At 64.6% G+C, this 18,466-nt stretch carries 20 protein-coding genes; 13 read left to right on the top strand and 7 right to left on the bottom strand.

Features of this window, described 5'->3' with window-relative positions; translation table 11 throughout:
- Positions 1–621: a DUF2931 family protein gene (locus tag AC3G2C_RS15370; protein ID WP_488385509.1), complete on the top strand. Its 621-nt coding sequence runs from the start codon at positions 1–3 to the stop codon at positions 619–621.
- A 102-nt stretch (positions 622–723) separates the two neighbouring features.
- Here AC3G2C_RS15370 and AC3G2C_RS15365 read toward each other — a convergent pair whose 3' ends face one another.
- On the bottom strand, positions 724–1,344 hold the full coding sequence (locus tag AC3G2C_RS15365) for an OmpW/AlkL family protein (protein ID WP_488385508.1): 621 nt from the start codon (positions 1,342–1,344) through the stop codon (positions 724–726).
- A gap of 182 nt (positions 1,345–1,526) precedes the next feature.
- The gene (gene phhA, locus AC3G2C_RS15360; RefSeq protein WP_488385507.1) at positions 1,527–2,417 is read right to left on the bottom strand and encodes a phenylalanine 4-monooxygenase; all 891 of its coding nucleotides are present in this window, start codon (positions 2,415–2,417) and stop codon (positions 1,527–1,529) included.
- A gap of 144 nt (positions 2,418–2,561) precedes the next feature.
- Here phhA and AC3G2C_RS15355 point away from each other — a divergent pair, with 144 nt between their 5' ends.
- The 12 genes from AC3G2C_RS15355 to AC3G2C_RS15300 all read left to right on the top strand — a co-directional run bounded on the left by AC3G2C_RS15355 (position 2,562) and on the right by AC3G2C_RS15300 (position 10,487).
- Complete coding sequence (locus tag AC3G2C_RS15355; protein ID WP_488385506.1) at positions 2,562–3,038, top strand: Lrp/AsnC family transcriptional regulator; 477 nt, start codon at positions 2,562–2,564, stop codon at positions 3,036–3,038.
- Between the two features lie 96 nt (positions 3,039–3,134).
- On the top strand, positions 3,135–3,911 hold the full coding sequence (locus tag AC3G2C_RS15350; protein ID WP_488385505.1) for a lysophospholipid acyltransferase family protein: 777 nt from the start codon (positions 3,135–3,137) through the stop codon (positions 3,909–3,911).
- 10 nt (positions 3,912–3,921) lie between these two features.
- Positions 3,922–4,929 carry a YheT family hydrolase gene (locus AC3G2C_RS15345; RefSeq protein WP_488385504.1) on the top strand — a complete coding sequence of 336 codons (1,008 nt, stop codon included), beginning with the start codon at positions 3,922–3,924 and terminating at the stop codon, positions 4,927–4,929.
- Between the two features lie 65 nt (positions 4,930–4,994).
- Positions 4,995–5,417, top strand: a complete 423-nt coding sequence (locus AC3G2C_RS15340; RefSeq protein ID WP_488385503.1) for a DUF3224 domain-containing protein — start codon at positions 4,995–4,997, stop codon at positions 5,415–5,417.
- A gap of 61 nt (positions 5,418–5,478) precedes the next feature.
- The gene (locus tag AC3G2C_RS15335; protein ID WP_488385502.1) at positions 5,479–6,573 is read left to right on the top strand and encodes a PQQ-dependent sugar dehydrogenase; all 1,095 of its coding nucleotides are present in this window, start codon (positions 5,479–5,481) and stop codon (positions 6,571–6,573) included.
- A gap of 56 nt (positions 6,574–6,629) precedes the next feature.
- A complete protein-coding gene (locus tag AC3G2C_RS15330; RefSeq protein WP_488385501.1) occupies positions 6,630–7,250 on the top strand; it encodes a YbhB/YbcL family Raf kinase inhibitor-like protein in 621 nt (206 codons plus the stop codon).
- A gap of 131 nt (positions 7,251–7,381) precedes the next feature.
- Positions 7,382–7,537 (top strand): DUF1328 domain-containing protein, encoded by a 156-nt coding sequence (locus AC3G2C_RS15325; protein ID WP_114240942.1) that lies wholly within the window; start codon positions 7,382–7,384, stop codon positions 7,535–7,537.
- A gap of 93 nt (positions 7,538–7,630) precedes the next feature.
- Complete coding sequence (locus tag AC3G2C_RS15320; RefSeq protein ID WP_488385500.1) at positions 7,631–7,996, top strand: ElaB/YgaM/YqjD family protein; 366 nt, start codon at positions 7,631–7,633, stop codon at positions 7,994–7,996.
- Positions 7,997–8,099: 103 nt separating this feature from the next.
- Positions 8,100–8,567, top strand: coding sequence for an ABC transporter ATP-binding protein (locus tag AC3G2C_RS15315; RefSeq protein ID WP_488385499.1), 468 nt, complete (start codon positions 8,100–8,102; stop codon positions 8,565–8,567).
- Positions 8,564–8,854, top strand: coding sequence for a hypothetical protein (locus AC3G2C_RS15310; RefSeq protein WP_488385498.1), 291 nt, complete (start codon positions 8,564–8,566; stop codon positions 8,852–8,854). The genes AC3G2C_RS15315 and AC3G2C_RS15310 overlap by 4 nt, the downstream gene beginning before the upstream one ends.
- Positions 8,851–10,023: an AI-2E family transporter gene (locus tag AC3G2C_RS15305; protein ID WP_488385497.1), complete on the top strand. Its 1,173-nt coding sequence runs from the start codon at positions 8,851–8,853 to the stop codon at positions 10,021–10,023. The genes AC3G2C_RS15310 and AC3G2C_RS15305 overlap by 4 nt, the downstream gene beginning before the upstream one ends.
- Positions 10,020–10,487 (top strand): GNAT family N-acetyltransferase, encoded by a 468-nt coding sequence (locus AC3G2C_RS15300; protein WP_488385496.1) that lies wholly within the window; start codon positions 10,020–10,022, stop codon positions 10,485–10,487. The genes AC3G2C_RS15305 and AC3G2C_RS15300 overlap by 4 nt, the downstream gene beginning before the upstream one ends.
- Positions 10,488–10,513: 26 nt before the next feature.
- Here the strand turns inward: AC3G2C_RS15300 and AC3G2C_RS15295 are convergent, their stop codons facing one another.
- From AC3G2C_RS15295 to AC3G2C_RS15275, 5 genes are all read right to left on the bottom strand, one after another.
- The gene (locus AC3G2C_RS15295) at positions 10,514–11,491 is read right to left on the bottom strand and encodes a TolB family protein (RefSeq protein WP_488385495.1); all 978 of its coding nucleotides are present in this window, start codon (positions 11,489–11,491) and stop codon (positions 10,514–10,516) included.
- A gap of 102 nt (positions 11,492–11,593) precedes the next feature.
- Entirely contained in the window at positions 11,594–12,358 is a 765-nt protein-coding gene (locus AC3G2C_RS15290; RefSeq protein WP_488385494.1) for an SDR family oxidoreductase, read from the bottom strand.
- Complete coding sequence (locus AC3G2C_RS15285) at positions 12,355–13,779, bottom strand: efflux transporter outer membrane subunit (RefSeq protein WP_488385493.1); 1,425 nt, start codon at positions 13,777–13,779, stop codon at positions 12,355–12,357. The genes AC3G2C_RS15290 and AC3G2C_RS15285 overlap by 4 nt, the downstream gene beginning before the upstream one ends.
- Before the next feature lies 1 nt (position 13,780).
- Complete coding sequence (locus tag AC3G2C_RS15280) at positions 13,781–16,981, bottom strand: multidrug efflux RND transporter permease subunit (RefSeq protein ID WP_488385492.1); 3,201 nt, start codon at positions 16,979–16,981, stop codon at positions 13,781–13,783.
- Between the two features lie 243 nt (positions 16,982–17,224).
- Positions 17,225–18,421, bottom strand: coding sequence for an efflux RND transporter periplasmic adaptor subunit (locus tag AC3G2C_RS15275; RefSeq protein WP_488385491.1), 1,197 nt, complete (start codon positions 18,419–18,421; stop codon positions 17,225–17,227).
- Between the last annotated feature and the right edge of the window lie 45 nt (positions 18,422–18,466).

Here is an 18,466-nt window from a genome sequence, read left to right as displayed (position 1 = left end):
ATGACGATTCTTGTTCTGCTGCTGACTTTGTCGGGCTGCGATAGTGGTCGTCCCTATGGCGGCTCTCCGGAATGTCCCCACTGGGCCATTCGTGTGATAGCGCCGCGTCATATGGAGGCCTGGGTCGAGAGGCTTGAGGTGCTGGATGCGCACGGCAATTGGTACCACGTGCCGCAAGGTGTGGTGGGTGAGATGCGTGACACCGCGGGCTGGAGCAATCTCGAGGCTGGTGGCGGTGGCCCGCGCCTGAAACAAGCGGGCGAACCCATGCGGGTGTACGTGCGTTGGCAATCGCTGGTCGAGCCGCAAGCATACGTTTGGGAGTTTGAGGTACCCGACACCATGCGTCAGGCGTTAACCCATCGCGAAATGGGCAAGACCTGGTATGGGCCGCCGCAGATGAGTTGCCGCAGCGATATCACAGTAGGCGTCGCCCCTGGCGGGCGAACGCGGGTATGGGTGACCGGCGATGGACTGAGCAGCCAGGAAATGTTGCGTGGTCAAGCGGCGGTGGTACCGGAAGGCCCAGATCTCGGCCGTTTCGGCGGACGTTTTGTACGCATGTCCGACGAAACCAAGCAATACATCGAAACCCACGACATTCCCTATGGCAGTTGGTGAATGGATGGCTAGGTAGTAGCTCCCAAAGCAAAGGGCCTCCCTTGCGGGAGGCCCACCCGGCTTCCGTGCCGGTAGCCCTTGCGGTGTAAGGGCCTAACCCGTTTAGAAGCGATAGCCCAAGCTCACGCCGTACACCAGCGGATCGATCTTGGCGGTGCCGACCTTGGCGCCGTTGACCTTCACATCGCTCTCGATGTTCACCCAACGCAGGTCGGCGGTGAAGATCCACTTGGGGTTGAGCTTTACGTCGATACCGGCGTGCGCGGCCACGCCCCAACTGTTGGCGATGCTCACGCTGGCACCCGAGAGCGCACCGGCGCCCTTGGTGTTGAAGAAGTTCGTGTAGTTCAGGCCGACGCCCACGAACGGCGACACCGTGCTGTCGGGCATGAAGTGATAGTTCACGCCCAGCGTGGGTGGCAGTTGCTTGGTCTGTGCCACTTTTCCCAGGCCACCGAGTTTCACGTTGTGCTGGAACGGCCAGGCGGCCAGCAGGTCCACGCCGATGTTGGGCGTGAACATGTATTCGATGCTGCCGGTGGGGCGCACGCTGGTATCGATGCTGGCGCGCGCGCCGGCGAGGTTGCCGTTGTTGCTCTTGGGGTCGACCGCATGCACGCCAAAGCGCACGACCCAATTGTCGTTGTCCTGAGCGTGAGCGGTGGGGGCGATGGCGACGGCGCCAAAGGCGGCGGCGATCATGATGGGTAGCAGTGCTTTCATGGGATTCATCCCTTGTGTGTGTGTCTTCGGGGTGAATGCATGGTCGTGAAGAAGTCGTTGGACGCGCTTGATCTGGATCAGTCGAACCTGGGGCATACGGACGCAGTCGTGAACGCGCACCAACGCAAACGGCCCGCGAGTAGCGGGCCGTTGCGCGAGATCAATAACGCGATGCCGGGTTTTCAGGTATCGGCGTTAGTGGCCCAACCTTCGCGATTACCTCGGGTGAACACGCGATCGTTGTCCAGCACCGCGCCAGCAGCCTGCGCAGGCAATTCGCGCAACTTGGCGTAGATCGGCGTGAAGTCAGGATGCGTGGCTTCGAACAACTGCTCGAAGCTGTCGATCACGAAGTAGGTCTGCTGGAAGGTGTCGATGCGGTAGCGCGTGCTCATCACACGCTCCAGACCAAAGCCGATGCGGTTGGGCGAAGGCGAATCCAGCGAGTAGATCGACTCGCCCTTGGAACTGACGATGCCGGCACCGTAAATGCGCATGCCGTCCTTGGTGTTGATCAGGCCGAACTCCACCGTGTACCAGTACAGGCGCGTGAGATTCATCAGCGCGTCGGGGCCAATCCCGAAGGCCTTCATGCCGCCGCGGCCATAGGCCTGCATGTAGTCGGCGAACACCGGGTTGAGCAGCAGCGGCACGTGGCCGAACAGGTCGTGGAACAGATCCGGCTCGCTCAGGTAGTCAAGCTGATCGGGCTTGCGGATCCACCAGCTCACCGGAAAGCGGCGATGGGCCAGGTGATCGAAAAACACTTCATCCGGCAGCAGACCCTCCACCGCCACCAGCTCCCAGCCGGTGGTGGCGCCCAGTACCTTGTTGAGGTCGGCGAACTTGGGGATGCCGCCATCGCCCAGGCCAAAGCGCGCCACGCCGTCCATGAACTCCTGGCAGGCGCGGCCCGGCAGCAGTTCGCACTGGCGCTTGAACAAGGTGTCCCACACCTCATGGTCCGTGCGGCTGTAGTCGGCCCAGGGCTGCTCCACCACGCCGGTGGCGTACACCGGCACATAGCCACGGTCGGTCTGTTGGTGCTCGACGCGGCGGGGTGTGGTGTTCATGGGGGACTCCTGGCACGGGGCCGGCTGGTTTGGACGACTCAGCATAGGGCCAATGCCGCGCACGAAGATTGTTTTGTTGTTTCATTCACAGGCATTTGCGCAATAATCGAGCGTCAAATGATGATCTGTGGATAATTTGTTGACATGCCTAGCCTGGACCGCACCGATTTGCGCATGCTCGCCGTGCTGCAGGCCGACGGGCGCATCACCAATGCCGAGCTGGCCGAGCGGGTGAGCCTGTCGCCCTCGGCCTGCCTGCGCCGGCTGCAGCGGCTGGAAGGCGAGGGCATCCTTACCGGCTATACCGCCCAGGTGGACCCCCAGGCGGTGGGTCTGGGGCTGCAGGCCTTCGTGCGCGTGCAGCTGAGCAAGCACGAAAGCGCGGCGGTGGAGCGCTTCGTCGAGCTGGTGAATGGCTGGGATGAGGTGGTGGACTGCTACGCCCTCACCGGCGACATGGACTACCTGCTGCATATCTATGTGGCGGATCTGCAGGATTTTTCGCGGTTCCTGCTGGATCGTCTGCTGAACGCCACGGGGGTGGCCGATGTCAATTCCAGCTTCGTGCTGCGCACGGTGAAGCATTCCGCCGCCTTGCCGTTGCGCCAATGGGAACGCTGATTGGCGCGACACGGGGTCGCAGGGCGCTCGACTAACGCTAAACTAACTGGACGAATGAACACCCACACCGTTTCCGCCCCGGCCCGTCGTGATCTGATGCGTCCCCTGCGTTACGTCTGGCGCGTACCCATGCTGCTGCTGCACGTTGTGCTCGGCGTACTGCTGTGCTCGCTGATCCTCAGCTGGGGCCGCCATGCCGTCATGAAGAACGGCCGCGAACCCTTCCCCCATCGCACGATTCGCTGGTGGTCCACCGCCCTGTTGCGCATCTTCGGGTTGCGCTCGGTACGCTTTGGTCAGCCGTTGGCGGACCCGGTGCTGTTCGTCGCCAATCACACCTCGTGGATCGACATCGAGCTGCTGCACAGTCAGCGCGCCGCCTGCTTCGTCGCCAAGGCCGAGATCGCCAGCTGGCCGCTGGTGGGTTGGCTGGCCGCCAGCGGTGGCACCATTTTTCATCGTCGCGGCAGCAATCATTCGCTGGCGGCGGTGATGCAGGTGATGGTGGAGCGTCTGCGCGGTGGCCGTTCGGTGGCCGTGTTCCCCGAGGGTGGCACGGGCCACAACGGTGTCCTGCGCGTGTTCCACGCGCGTATTTTCCAGGCGGCACTGGATGCCGAAGTGCCGGTGCAGCCGGTGGCATTGCGTTTTGCGCGCGGTGGCCGTCGCGTGGTGGACGCAGGCTTCCGCGAGCATGAGAACTTCATGCAGAACTTCCTGCGCCTGCTCGGCGAAGCGCCGCTGGATGCGGAAGTGCATTTCCTGGAACCTGTGCCGGCCACGCCCGAGGCGCGCCGTCGCATGGCGGAGGTGTCGCGTGAGCGCATCGCCGCCGCGCTGGATGATCAGCCCAACGTCACCGATCGCGCATGAATCTGCCCGCATGAATCTTCCCAGGGGAAAGGATTTCCTGCCGCCAAGGCCGCTGCGCAGCGGTCATGTGCAGACCATGCTCTCCTCCAGTGGCGTGCGTCGCCTGTTGCTGCCGAAAATGGCGCAGACGGTGTTGCAGGGCGCCGAGCCGGTGACCGTGAGCGGTGGCGATGGCGTGCGCCTCACCGGCGCTTACACGGCGCAGCAGGTACGCCCGCAGTCGCGAGGCCTGGCCGTGCTGTTCCACGGTTGGGAGGGTAGCGTCGATTCCACCTATGTGCTGCAGACCGGCAGTCGCCTGCTGCGCGATGGCTGGGACATTTTTCGGCTGAACTTCCGCGATCACGGCGATAGCCATCACCTCAACGAAGCGCTGTTCCATTCCTGCCGCATCGACGAAGTGGTGCACGCGCTGGGTGACATTGCGCAGCGTTACCCGGGGCGTCCGATGGTGCTGGCGGGCTTTTCCCTTGGTGGCAACTTCGCGCTGCGCGCTGCACTGCGCGCGCCGGCCGCCGGCTTGCCGTTGAGCTATGCGCTGGCGGTGTGCCCCATCATCGATCCCAGCGAAGGCCTGTTCTCGCTGGAGGAAGCCGCGCCGTGGTTCTACCAGGCGTACTTCATGCACAAGTGGCGTCGCTCGCTCAAGGCCAAGCAAGCGGCGTTTCCCCAGCGCGAATATTTCGAGCTGGCCGAGCTCAAGCAAAACCTGCGCGGCCTCACCGCCTCGCTAGTGGCGCGCCATACCGACTTCGGCTCGCTGGAAGCCTATCTGGACGGCTATTCGGTAGCCGGCCGCGCGCTGGAAGACTTGCATGTGCCCGCCACCATCCTCACCGCGCGCGATGATCCGGTGATCCCCGTGGACGCCTTCGAGAAACTGGAGCTGCCCGCCAACGTGGAGCTGGATATTTCCACCTACGGCGGCCATTGCGGCTTCATTCGCGGTTGGGACATGACCAGCTTCACCGACGACTACATCGCCGCGCGTTTCAATACCGTGGCCGACGCCGCCTGAGCGGCGTTGACAGGGGCCGCAAGCGCGCCGAGGATGCGCCTTCGAAAGGCGCCGCCAGGACGCCCGTGGACGAGGATGCGCACATGAGCAGGCAAGCACGCGGAACCTTCAAAGTCGACATCACACCCCAGCCGCCGCAAGACGGCGCGGCCGATCCTGGCGTAGGCCGCATGCTTATCCACAAGCAATTCCAGGGCGATCTCGTCGGCGAAGGCCATGGCCAGATGTTGGCGATGGGCACGCCGGTGGATGGATCGGCCGGATACGTCGCGATGGAGCGTGTCAGCGGCAGCGTACATGGCCATGAAGGCAGTTTCGCGCTGCAACATAGCGGCACCCTGCATCGCGGCGCCGCGCAGTTGTCCATCACCATCGTGCCCGATTCGGGCAGCGACGCGCTCGTGGGTATCAGCGGCACGCTGCAGATCGTCATCGAGGGCGGCGCCCATCACTACGTGCTTGATTACGATTTGCCAGATCCGTCCTGAAAGGTTTAAACCAAGGGCGCGGCGGCGCTACGCTTTCGTTCTTCCCGCTGGAGTCATGGCCATGCGCACATTCATTTTCGCCCTCATTGCCCTGCTGGCCGCGCATGCAGTTCATGCGGCACCTCAGCTGAATCAGCTGACCCTGCCCAAGGGTTTCCATGTGGCGGTGTATTCAGACCAAGTGCCCAACGCACGCGAGATCGCGCTGGGTGCCAAGGGCACCGTGTTCGTCGGTTCCAACAGCGCCGGTAAGGTGTATGCGCTCACCGACAGCAAGGGCAGCGGCCGCGCCGACAAGGTGCGCGTGATCGCCAGCGGCCTGCAGTTGCCGGTGGGCGTGGCATTCCGCAACGGCGATCTGTACATCTCCGCCGTCAGCAAGATCCTGGTGCTGCGCGACATCGAAAATCACCTGGACAAGCCGCCGACGCCGGAAGTGGTGTACGACAAGTTTCCCACGGAGACCCACCACGGCTGGAAGTTCATCGCCTTCGGCCCCGACGGCAAGCTCTATGTGCCCATCGGCGCGCCGTGCAACGTGTGCGACAAGGGCAACGCCTACGCCAAGCTCACCCGCATGAATGCCGATGGCAGCGGTTTGGAAGATGTTGCCTACGGCATCCGCAACACCGTGGGCTTCGATTGGCAGCCGGGCAGCAAGCAGTTGTGGTTCACCGACAACGGCCGCGACATGTTGGGCGACGATATGCCCAGCGACGAGCTCAACAAGCTCAGCCGCACAGGCGAGCATTTCGGCTTCCCCTATTGCCACCAGGGCGACACGCTCGATCCGGAATTTGGCCAGGGCAAGAGCTGCAAGAGCTATACACCGCCGGTACTCAAGCTGGGCGCCCACGTGGCTTCGTTGGGCATGCGTTTCTACGAGGGCACGATGTTTCCGCCAAGCTACAAGGGCGCCATCATCATCGCCGAACACGGTTCATGGAACCGCACCACCAAATCGGGCTACCGCGTGATGACGGTGCGTCTCAACGGCGACAAAGTCTTGTCCTATGAGCCTTTGCTGGATGGCTTCGAGCAAGACGAGAAAGCCTGGGGCCGCCCCGCCGACGTGCAACCCCTGCCGGATGGCAGCCTGCTGGTGAGTGACGATCTCGCCGGCGCCGTGTATCGCGTGACCTACAGCAAACCGTGAGGTGGCGCCCGCGCGGCGACGCCTGCCTTTCCCAATGACGTACCAGGAGAACCGCCTTGCAACTGCGCAGTGACAACTTCGAGCATGGCCAGCCCATTCCGGTCCGCCTTGCCTTCGGCAAGCCTGGTTCACCGGTGGCGCTGTCGGACAACCGCAGCCCGCACCTGGCGTGGAATGGTGCGCCGCGCGGCACGCGTTCCTTCGTGCTTACCTGCATTGACGTCGACGTGCCGAGTAAGCCCGACGACGTGAACCAGGCCGGTCGCACTGTGCCCGCCGACCTGCCGCGCGTGGAGTTCGTGCACTGGCTGATGGCCAACATTCCGCCCGAATGCGGCGAGCTGGCCGAAGGCGCGTGCAGCGACAGTATCGTGGCGCGTGGCAAGCGTGCGCCCTATGGCCCGCCGGGCAGCGTGCAAGGCATCAACGATTACACGGGATGGTTCGCCGGCGATGCCGACATGCGCGGCGAATACCTCGGCTACGACGGTCCGTGTCCGCCGTGGAACGATTCCATCGTGCATCACTATCACTTCCGGCTCTATGCACTGGATGTGGATAACTTGCGTCTCGCCGATGGCTTCACCCTCGCTCAATTGCGTGCCGCGATGGACGGCCATGTGCTGGCCGAGGCAGAAGTGATGGGCACGTACACGATCAACAGCGCGGCCGCCTGAATGGTTCCTTCGCCTGGCGTGAACAGAGCACAACGTGGCGTTGCCATGAGTGTTTCTTCACGCCCGCAAGGCATGGCGTGTGGGTGAATGGGGTTGGGGCGAAACGCTGCCCCGCCACGAGGAATGTATCCATGCTCCACTACGCCCTGGTATTTCTGGTCATTGCCATCATTGCGGCATTGTTCGGGTTCACCGGCATCGCCGGCACGGCGGCTGGCATCGCGAAGATTCTGTTCATCATCTTCCTGATCCTCGCGGTGATCGCGTTCTTCCGTCGGGCGAGCTGAGACGTGGCGCAGCGAAGCAGGAGCGCTTCGCTGCGCGCCCGTCGGTGATATTGGTTACAGTGGAATCCATCCCACGCCGCATCGGAGATCGACATGAGCAAGCAAGTCCAGGCGCACGAGGAAAGCAGTGCCGCCGATCGCATCGAGGAACGCGCCGATCGCATCAAGCAAGCCACGACCAACGCGGTGAACAACACCAAGGAAGCCGTGGACCGGGCAGCCGACCATGTGGAAGAGGGGCTGCATCGCGCCACCGACAAGGCCGCCGACGCCGCCACCCGCGCGTCCGTCAAGGCCGAGGAATACCGCGAGCGCACCCGTGAGGCCTACGACGATGCCATCGACCGAGCCGACGAATGGCTGGAGCGCGCGCGTGACTATGTGCGCGAGAAGCCCGTGCAGTCCGTAGCCATCGCCCTTGGCGCCGGCTGGCTGTTAGGCCGCATACTTCGTCGCTGAAGCCAGATCTGCCCTCGCCAAGGCTCCGGCGATCCGCCAGCGGTCCGCAGCGGTGGCAGCTATGCTCCGTTGATCAGAGCATCCCTTACGACGAGGACAGCGGATGGACCAGACCGGACGCGACGACGCGCCCGCCACTCCGGACGAGCCGGCGGCACCGCCGCCGCCGCCCGGTTTGCTGGATGACATTGGCCGGCTGGGCCGCGCTGTCCAGAAACTTTTTGGCGCCCAGTTACGGCTGCTCGCCGCCGAACTAGGCCTGGCGCGTACCGCCGTGCACTGGATGCTGGCGGCCGGGCTGGTCGCCACGGTCGCAGGTGTGGGCCTGGGCCTCACCCTGCTGGGGTTGGTGGGTTGGTTACTCGCCCAATGGTTCCATTCCTGGACCTGGGCCCTGGTGGTGTTGGCCCTGCTGGAGCTGGGCTTTCTTGTCGGCGCGGTGGTGTTCTTCAGCCGCTGCATGCACTGGATGAGCCTGCCAGCGACGCGAAAGGAATGGGGTGCGATGATGCGCGAGACCCTGCATCGTCCCGAGCCGCAGGGCGAGTCCCGCGGGGAGGACCAGCCATGAGTCTGCTCAAACGATTGCAAGCTGTGCGCGCGGCGCAGGAACGCGTACAGCACGCGCGCCAAGCCGTGGCCGAACCCGCGCAATCCCTGCTGGCTCGCGGTCAACAGCACCCGCTTACCACCGTGGGCATGGCTGCCGGTGCCGGCTTCGTGCTGGGTCAACTTAATGTGCATCCTCTGCGGGTGCCGGGCCTCGGCGCATTGCTAAGCGGCACTGCCGCCGAGTTGGTGGGCCAAGCGACGCGGCTGGTGGCCGAGTTCGCGCAGGACAACCTCGACCTCTCATGACGCCCACCCTTCCATCCGATGCGCCCGCCACCCCCGGTGATGCGGCGGGTACGCCGATACCTGCCGTTCCCGGTATCAGCCTGCGCGAGCCGCGCACCACGGCCCTGCGCATGCAGCGTGCACGCAGCGTGCGTCGCCATTTGCGGGCGATCCGGGTCATGCTCGGGCTGCTGCTGGCGCTGGCCTTGCTGTATACGATCACGCTCACCAAGGCCTTGCTCATCCCGCTGGTGCTCGCCGCGTTCATCGGTCTGGCGCTCAACCCCATCGTGGCGACCGGCGCACGCTGGGGGTTGCCACGTTGGCTGTGCGCCAGTGTCTTGATGCTGGGCCTGATTGCCGGCATCGGTAGCGGCATCGGTTTGCTGAGCCAGCCCGCCTTGGGGTGGTTTCATGAATCACCGGCAGCGATTCGCGGCTTTCTGCCCAAGCTCAAGGCGATCATGCAGCCGCTGGAAGCAGCCAGCCGCGCCACGCAAAGCCTGGTGGCCGGACAAAACGTGCGCGCGCCACAACCCAACCCCAGCGCATTGGCCATCAATGCATGGGATGTGGTCGCCTCCACGCCTAAAGTGCTTGCGGCCGTGCTCACCGTGGTGTTGTTGGTCTTCTTCTTCCTCGTCTACGGCGATCACTTGTTGCGACGATTGGTCGAGGCCTCACCCAGCTTCGGCTATAAACGCCATGCGGTATCGATCGTGCGCAGCATCCAGATCGAGGTGTCGCGCTACATCCTCACCACCTCGCTGATCAACCTGCTGCTGGGTGCGCTTACCGCCGGCATGCTGTGGCTGTATCACATGCCCGACCCGCTGCTGTGGGGCGCGGTGGCCATGCTGGCGAACTTCATTCCCTACGTGGGCGCCATCACGACCACGACAGTGCTGGCCCTGGTGGGGCTGATGAACTTCAACGATGCCGGCTCCGCGCTGCTACCCGCGCTCACCTTTGCCGGCATCACCGCGGTGGAAGGCAACCTGATTACGCCGATGATTCAGGGCCACCGCATGCGCCTGAGCCCCATTGCCATCTTGTTGTGGCTGCTGGTGTGGGGTTGGTTGTGGGGTATTCCCGGTGCGCTACTCGCGGTGCCGATGCTCACCAGCTGCAAACTGGTGGCCGAGCGCGTGCGTGGCTGGCGCTGGTTCGCGATGATGGTGCAGCGGTGAGTGCGCTCGTGGTCGTGCGCGCTGTACGTGCTGACGACTACATGGCGTGGAAACCATTATGGGATGGCTACAACGCCTTCTACGGGCGCAGCGGCGACACGGCGCTGGCGGATGAGGTGACGCGCACCACGTGGGCGCGCTTTCTCGATGCCCATGAACCGGTGCACGCATTGGTCGCCGAAGATAGCGACGGGCTGCTTGGCCTGGCGCACTACCTGTTCCACCGCAGCACGATCAGCATTGGCATGAATTGCTACATGCAAGACTTGTTCACCGTGCCGGCCGCGCGCGGGCGCGACGTGGGGCGTGCCTTGATCGAGGCTGTCTACACACGCGCCGCACAGGCAGGATCGCCACGCGTGTACTGGCAAACCCACGAAACCAACGCCACCGCCATGCGCCTCTACGATCAGGTAGCCGAGAAATCAGGTTTCGTGGTGTACCGCCACCTGCTGCCGCGCTGACCGCACGAGCAGCGAAGCGGCTGCGTTCAACGATCGATACCGTGCGCCTTCAACACATCGCTGATATCGAAGCGCCACAGGTTGCGCGAACCGTTGAGCGGTTCGGCCAGGCGTTGCTGCAATGAGCGATAGTCGTCGCGTGGCTTCGGATAGGCCACGGCCTCGCGGCGGTTGCTCGATACGTACAGCTCACCGAAGTTGCGCCCCAGCGATGGCGCGTTTTCCAACTGTGGGCTGTTCACCTCACCCTCCAGGTGGATCGGCTTACCCCAACGACCATCGGCCTCGCGAAAGGCGATATAGATGTCGGCGCTACCCAGCGAATCGCCTTCGTTGCCGGCGAACAGCAGAAAGCGTTGCTGCGGATCGATGGCCGGGTCCATGCGATTGCGTGACACGTCGCCCAGGTCCACGCGTTCGGGCGCGGCATAGCCCTGTTCGGTGCGACGGGCGACGTAGATCTGGTACGCCTTGCCGGAATCCTCGCGGTGGGCGGAGAAATAGATGTCGCCGTTCGCCGCCACCGACGGGTTGTAGATCATCGCGCTGTCGTTGAGCGCGCCATCCACATGAACCGGTTCGCCCCAGCGGCCATCGCGCTGGCGTTCCACGTACCAGAGATTCTTGCCGGGAAAATGCGAGCCGTTCATCTCCGCCACCAGTGGTGCGTCGCCGGCATGCGGCGGTCGATTGGAGACAAAGTACAGGCGCTGGCCATCGGGCGATATCGACGGCTCCGAGTCGTGCCACTGGCCGGAGAATGGCGCCACTTCAGGTGTGGACCACTGGCCGTTGCGCTTGTGCGTGAGCAGGATGGTGTCGTCCTTTTCAGCGAAGTCCGAACGCATGAAGTACATCGTGTTGCCATCTACCGTGAGCGTGGCGGAGGTTTCCTGGCCGCCGGTGGAAATCACGCCAGGCCCGACCAGTTCACCGGCACTGGCGCCGGTGGCGATCAAGGCGAGGGCGAAGGCCAGGCTGCGTGCAAGCAGGTTCGACGACATGAGTCATGCTCCTTATCGACACGTCGGGTCGGAAGCGCCGCAGTCTGGGCGGCGCGCCGCAGGCGAGACAGTGCCTGAAGGCACCGTGCCAATCGGACTAACTCACCAGTCGATGCGTTGCTGGTCGCGGAAAAAGCCGCCACTTATCGATGGTCGTGAGGGCAGCGTGGCCGCCCACACGATGCCGGCGGCACCCTCGGTCACCGGTCGCCCGCCATGTCCACCCATATCGGTGGCGACCCAGCCGGGACACACGGCGTTGACCAGAATGCCGCTGCCAGCCAGCTCCGCGGCGAGCATGCGCGTATGACTATTGAGTGCGGCCTTGGACACGCGATACGCCGGGCAATCGCTACCTTCGCTGCCGATGGCGCCGCAGCCGCTGGAGACGTTCACGATGCGACCGTAGCCATGGCGTTGCATCAACGGAAGCATGGCTTCGGTGAGTTGCCATGCGCCGAGAAGATTGGTTTCCAGCGCTTGGCGCACCAGATCCAGGCTTACCGAGGACGGCTGGTCGTCAATGTCGAAATACGCGCCGGCATTGTTGATCAGGATATCCAGCCGGCCGTACTCGCCCTGGATGCGCGCGGCGAGTTCTTCCACGTCGCGGGCGGAGGTGACGTCGAGGGAAACCGGCGCGACGACGCCGCCTTCGCGGCGCAACGCGCGTGCCGCCTGCTCGCCGCGCAGGGCATGGCGAGCACCCAGCAATACCGTGATGCCTTGCAGCGCGAGCTGGCGCGATATTTCGAACCCCAGCCCGCGATTGCCGCCGCTTACCAGCGCAATGCGCTGGGCCGGCACCGGGTCGGCCGCGACGCCACGGCGTCGCGCCGGCCGACCCGGAAACGCCACCGCGTTCATGGCGTCGTGGCCAGTTGGTCACAACGCTCGCTGGCGCACGCCTGCCAGCCACCGCCCAGCGCCTTGTACACCGCCACCGCGCGCAGGTTGATCGATGCCTGCGCATCGGCCAGTGCATCTTCCGCTGCCAACTGCGTGCGTTCGGCATCCAGCAACTGCAGGAAGTCGGCGGCGCCTTCGTTGTAGCGCACGCGTGCCAGGTCCGCCGCGCGGCGGCTCTGGGTCACCTGATCGCTCAGTTTCAGCACACGTTCGCGCTGCAGGTTGTAGCCGACGATGGCGTTATCCACATCTTCCACCGCCTGCAACACGCTGCGCTGGTAGCTCGCCAGCGCGGCATCGGCGCGCGCTTCGCTGGCTTTTACGTTGGAGCGCACGCGCTGCACGTTGAGGCCGGCCCAGCTGATGCTCGGCGCGATGGACCACGCACGCGTCGACGGCCCACCGAAGTCGTTGCTGCGCCCGGCGAGAAAGCCGAGAAAGCCGCCCAGCGTGATGTGCGGGTAGTAATCGGCCTTGGCCACGCCGATGCGCGCGTTGGCCGCCGCCAGCTGGCGTTCGGCGATGCGCACATCGGGGCGGCGTTGCAGTACGTCACCGGCGTTGCCGATATCCAGCGCCACGTCGATCGGCTTGAACGCCTGCGGCGACAGGTCGATGTCGAGTTCGCCGGGGCGCTCGCCCAGCAGCACCGCCAGGCGCGCGGTGTCGTTTTGCGCCAGCGTCTGCAAGGCCGGCAGTTGCGCCTCCACTGAACTGAGGCGTGCGCTGGCGCTCGCCACGTCCTGCTCCGAGCCCGTGCCCACGTCGGCGCGGGCACGAATCAGGCGCAGCGACTCGCGCTGGTTCTCGATATCGCGATTGGCCACATCGATGCGCAGCTGCACGCCACGCAGGTCGAAGTAGTAGCGCGCCACCTCGGCGAACAGCGTCACCTGTGCGTCCTGCAATGAGGCTTCACCGGCGCCGGCATCGGCCCGCGCGGCTTCCACCGAGCGACGCACGCCACCGAACAGGTCCAGCTCCCAGCTGGCGTCAAAGCCTGCCTGGTAGCTGGTGGTGGTGACGCGTTGATCGGTGAAGCCCGGCTGCTGTTCGCGGCTGCGCGAATAATTGGCCACGGTTTCCACGTCGGGAATCTGCTGCGATTTCGCCACGCCCAACAGGGCACGCGATTCACGCAGGCGGGCATACGCGATCTTGAGATCCGGGCTGTTCGCCGCCGCGCGCTGGATGAGGGCATCCAGCGTGGGGTCGTTGAACTGCTTCCACCAGTTGGCCTGGAAATGATCGGTGGATTCCTGCGCGGCGCTCACGCCCTGCAAGGTCACCGGCTTTTCCTGTGGCGCGTGGTAGTTGGGCCCCACGCTGGCGCAACCCGCCAGCAGCATCGAGGCCATGAGTACGGTGAGCTTGCTCATCTCAATGGTTCTCCAGGGCAGTGGCAACCGCGGCGAGGCGGGCTGCCTTGCGGGCGCGGCGGCGTTCGCTCATGCGTTCGCCCCAACCGCGCACCAGCACATAGAACAGCGGCGTAAAGATCAGACCGAAGAAAGTCACACCCAGCATGCCGGCGAACACCGCCACACCCATCGCATGACGCATCTCGGCACCCGCACCGTGCGAAGTCACCAGCGGCACCACGCCCATGATGAAAGCGAACGAGGTCATCAGGATCGGGCGCAGTCGCAGGCGAGCGGCTTCCAGCACGGCCTGCACGCGGTCCATGCCTTCGATGATCTGGGCTTCGCGGGCGAACTCCACGATCAGAATGGCGTTCTTGCAGGCCAGGCCCACCAGCACGATCAAGCCGATCTGGGTGAAGATGTTGTTGTCGCCAGCGGACATCCACACACCGGTGATGGCGGACAGCAGCACCATCGGCACGATCAGGATCACCGCCAGCGGCAGCAGCAAGCTTTCGTACAGCGAGGCCAGCACCAGGAACACCAGCAGCACACACAAGGGGAACACCAGCACCGCGGTATTGCCGGCGAGGATCTGCTGATAGGTCAGCTCGGTCCACTCAAAGGTCATGCCATTGGGCAGGTTCTCCGCCGCCAGTTTCTCGATGGCTGCCTGGGCCTGTCCGCTGCTGAAGCCGGGAGCCGGGCCGCCATTGATTTCCGCGGTGGGGAAGCCGTTGTAGTGCTGCACGCGATCCGGTCCCACGGTCTGCTTGACGGTGAGGAACGAGCCCAGCGGAATCATCTCGCCCGTCGCGCTGCGCGTCTTGAGGCCGAGGATGTCCTGCGGCTCATGACGGAAGCCCGGCTCGGCGGACACGTTCACCTGGTAAGTACGGCCAAAACGGTTGAAGTCGTTGACGTAGAGCGAGCCCAGGTACGCCTGCATGGTCTGGTACACGTCGGCCAGGTCCACGCCTTCGGCCTTGGCCTTTTCGCGATCCACGTCCGCGTCGATCTGCGGCACGCTCACCTGGTAGCTGGAGAACAGCCCCGCCAGCGTCGGTACCTTGGTGCTGGCCTGGATCAGGTTCTGCGTCTGCTTGTACAGCTCCTCGAAGCCCGCATCCGAACGGTCTTCCACCTGCAGACGGAAGCCGCCGATGGTGCCCAGGCCGTTGACCGGCGGGGGCGGGAAGATCGCGATGTAGGCTTCCTGGATGCCCGCGTATTTCTGTTGCAGCGCCGCCGTGATCGCACCGGCCGACAGCGACGGATCGCGACGTTCCTCGAACGGCTTGAGCGTCACGAACACGATGCCGGAGTTGGTGCTGTTGGTGAAGCCGTTGATGGACAGGCCAGGGAACGCCACCGCGCTCTCCACGCCCGGCTGCTTGAGCGCGATATCGCTCATGCGGCGGATCACGTCTTCGGAGCGATCCAGCGAGGCGGCGTCGGGCAGCTGCGCGAAGGACACCAGGTACTGCTTGTCCTGCGGCGGCACGAAGCCGGTGGGCACGTGGGCGAAACCGAACAGGCCGAGCAGCACCAGGCCACCGTAGATCACCAGGGCAATCGCGCTGGAGCGGAGGATGCGCTGCACGCCACCCACGTAGCGATTCGCGCTGCTGATGAACAGGCGGTTGAACGGGCGGAACAACCAACCGAACGCGCGATCGATAAGGATGCTCAGCTTGTCCTTGGGCGCGCCCTGCTCCTTCAACAGCAGCGCGGCGAGGGCGGGGCTCAGGGTGAGCGAGTTGAACGCCGAGATCACCGTGGAGATGGCGATGGTGAGCGCGAACTGGCGATAGAACTGACCGGTGAGGCCACTGATGAACGCCGCCGGCACGAACACCGCGCACAGCACCAGCGCCGTGGCCACGATGGGCCCGGTCACTTCGGTCATCGCCTTGCGTGTGGCTTCCTTGGGCGACAGGCCATGCTCGATGTGACGTTCGACGTTCTCCACCACCACGATGGCGTCGTCCACCACGATACCGATGGCCAGCACCAGGCCGAACAGCGACAGCGCATTGAGCGAGAAGCCGGCCAGGAGCATCACCGCGAACGTGCCGATGAGCGATACCGGCACCGCCACCAGCGGAATGATCGAGGCGCGCCAGGTCTGCAGGAACAGGATCACCACCAGCACCACCAGGGCGATGGCTTCGAACAGCGTATGCACCACCGCTTCGATCGAGCCGCGCACGAACACGGTCGGGTCGTACACGATCTGGTAGTCCACGCCTTGCGGGAAATCCTTCTTGAGGTTCGCCATCAGCGAGCGGACTTCATCGGAGATCTGGATGGCGTTGGAGCCGGGGCGCTGGAAGATCGGCAAGGCCACGGCGGGCTGGTTGTTGAGCAGGCTGCGCAGTGCGTAGCTGTTGGAACCCAGTTCCACGCGCGCCACGTCGCGCAGGTGCACGAACGAACCGTCGGCCTCCTTGCGCACGATGATGTTGAGGAAGTCTTCCTCCGACACCAGGCGGCCCTGCGTATTGATGTTGAGCTGGAAGGCGGCGTTGCTCGGGCCCGGCGGTGCATTCAGCGCACCGGCGGCCACGGTGATGTTCTGCTCCTGGATCGCATGCACCACGTCACCGGTGGTGAGTTGGCGAGTCGCCAGGCGCTGCGGGTCCAGCCACACGCGCATGCTGTATTCGCCCGCGCCAAAGATCTGCACGTCGCCGACGCCGTCCAGGCGTGCCAGCTGGTCCTTGATGTGCAGGCGCGCGTAGTTGGACAGGTACAGCATGTCGTAGCGCTGATCGGGCGAGATCAGGTGCACCACCATGGTGAGGTCGGGCGAGCTCTTCTGGGTGGTCACACCCAGGCGCTGCACTTCCTCGGGCAGGCGCGGCAGCGCCTGCGACACGCGGTTCTGCACCTGCACCTGTGCGTTGTCCAGGTCGGTGCCCAGCGCGAACGTGACGGTGAGCGTCATCGCGCCGTCGCTGGTGGACTGCGAGCTGGTGTAGAGCATGCCTTCCACGCCGTTGATCTGTTCCTCCAGCGGCGTGGCGACGGTTTCGGCGATCACCTTGGGGTTGGCGCCGGGGTAGCTGGCGCGCACCACCACGGTGGGCGGCACCACTTCGGGGTATTCGCTGATCGGCAGCTTGAACAGCGCGATGCTGCCCGCGATGACGATCAACACGGAGAGGACGCCAGCCAGGATCGGCCTGTCCACGAAGAATTGGGCGATTTTCATTGCATTCGTCCTGGTTGCTCTAGGCACCATTCCCGCGCGAGGCGGGGACTAACGGGTGCTCGCCCCGCATGACGCGGAGACAAAGCGACCCTGGCCCTCGCTCGAAAGCGAGGGCGTGCATGTCGTTGCGTGTTGCTGAAGCTCTTGCTCGTCATCCCTGCGAAGGCAGGGATTCAGCGTCTTGGTTGCCCGGAGGCGAAGTCACTGGACCCCCGCGTTCGCGGAGATGACGCGTTGAACGCGTTACTTCTGCTGCGCGGCGTTCTTGCTGTTGCCGCCGCCGGCCATCGCCAGCTGCTTGTTCGGATCGAGGCTGCGCGTTTCCATCGCCACCTTGGTGGCGTTTACTTCCACGCCCGGACGCACGTGCTGGAGGCCGTTGACGATCACCACGTCGCTGGCGGCCAGGCCTTCGTTGACCACGCGCAGGCCGTCCAGCAGCGGGCCGGTGACCACGCGGCGGTATTCCACCTTGCGATCCTTATCCACCACGTAGACGAACTTGTTGCCGAGGTCGGCGCCGATCGCACGATCGTCCACCAGCGCACGCGGCTCATGGCTGTCGCTGCGCAACTGGATGCGTACGTACAAGCCCGGCGTGTAGCCTGCATCGGCGTTGTCGAACACGGCGCGCAGGCGAATGGTGCCGCTGCCGGCGCGCAGCTGGTTATCCACAAAGTCCACGCGGCCGGTGTGCGGGAAACCCTTTTCGTCGGCCAGTGCCATGGTGATCTGCGGCGCGCCGCCATGTTCGCGACGCTGGCGATCGAACTTGAGGTAGCTGTGCTCGTCCACGTCGAAGTAGGCGTAGATCGGGTCGATGCTCACCACGCTGGTCAGCACGTCGTTGCTGGTGACCAGGTTGCCCGGCGTCACCAGCGCATTGCTGACACGACCGTCGATGGGCGCGCGCACCTCGGTAAAGCCCAGGTTGAGGCGGGCTGCGTCCAGCGCGGCATTGGTGGAAGCTACCTGGGCCTTGGCGCTTTGCGCTGCGGTTTGCTGGCGGTCGGCCTCTTCTTTGGCGATCGCATGCTGTTCCAGCAGGCGCTGGGCACGCTCAGCGTTGGCCTGGGCCAGCAACTGCTCGGCCTTGGCTTGGCTCAGGTTGGCGGAAAGGCGGTCCACCTCCGCCTGATAAGGGCGCGGGTCGATGCGGAACAGCAGGTCGCCCTTGCGTACGGCGGCGCCTTCCTTGAAGTGCACCGAGTCCACGTATCCGCTCACGCGCGGTCGTAGCTGGATGGTGTCGACCGCCTGCAGGCGGCCAGTGAATTCGTCGGCATCGTCGACCGGGCGCACCAGCACCTGGGCTACGGTGACCGCCGGCGGCGGCATCGGGCCAGCCTGGGCGTGGCTGTCAGCGCCGTGACCGAGCAAGGCCCAGCTGCCGCCCGCCACGGCGACGGCGAGTAGGGCGAGGGTCCATCGTTTGTTCATGTCGGGCTCCCAGAATGAACCTGCTGGCGCGGGGTACCCCAGCAG

The organism is Frateuria sp. sgz306004 (assembly GCF_057750885.1).
This window is presented reverse-complemented; position numbering and strand designations above follow the sequence as displayed.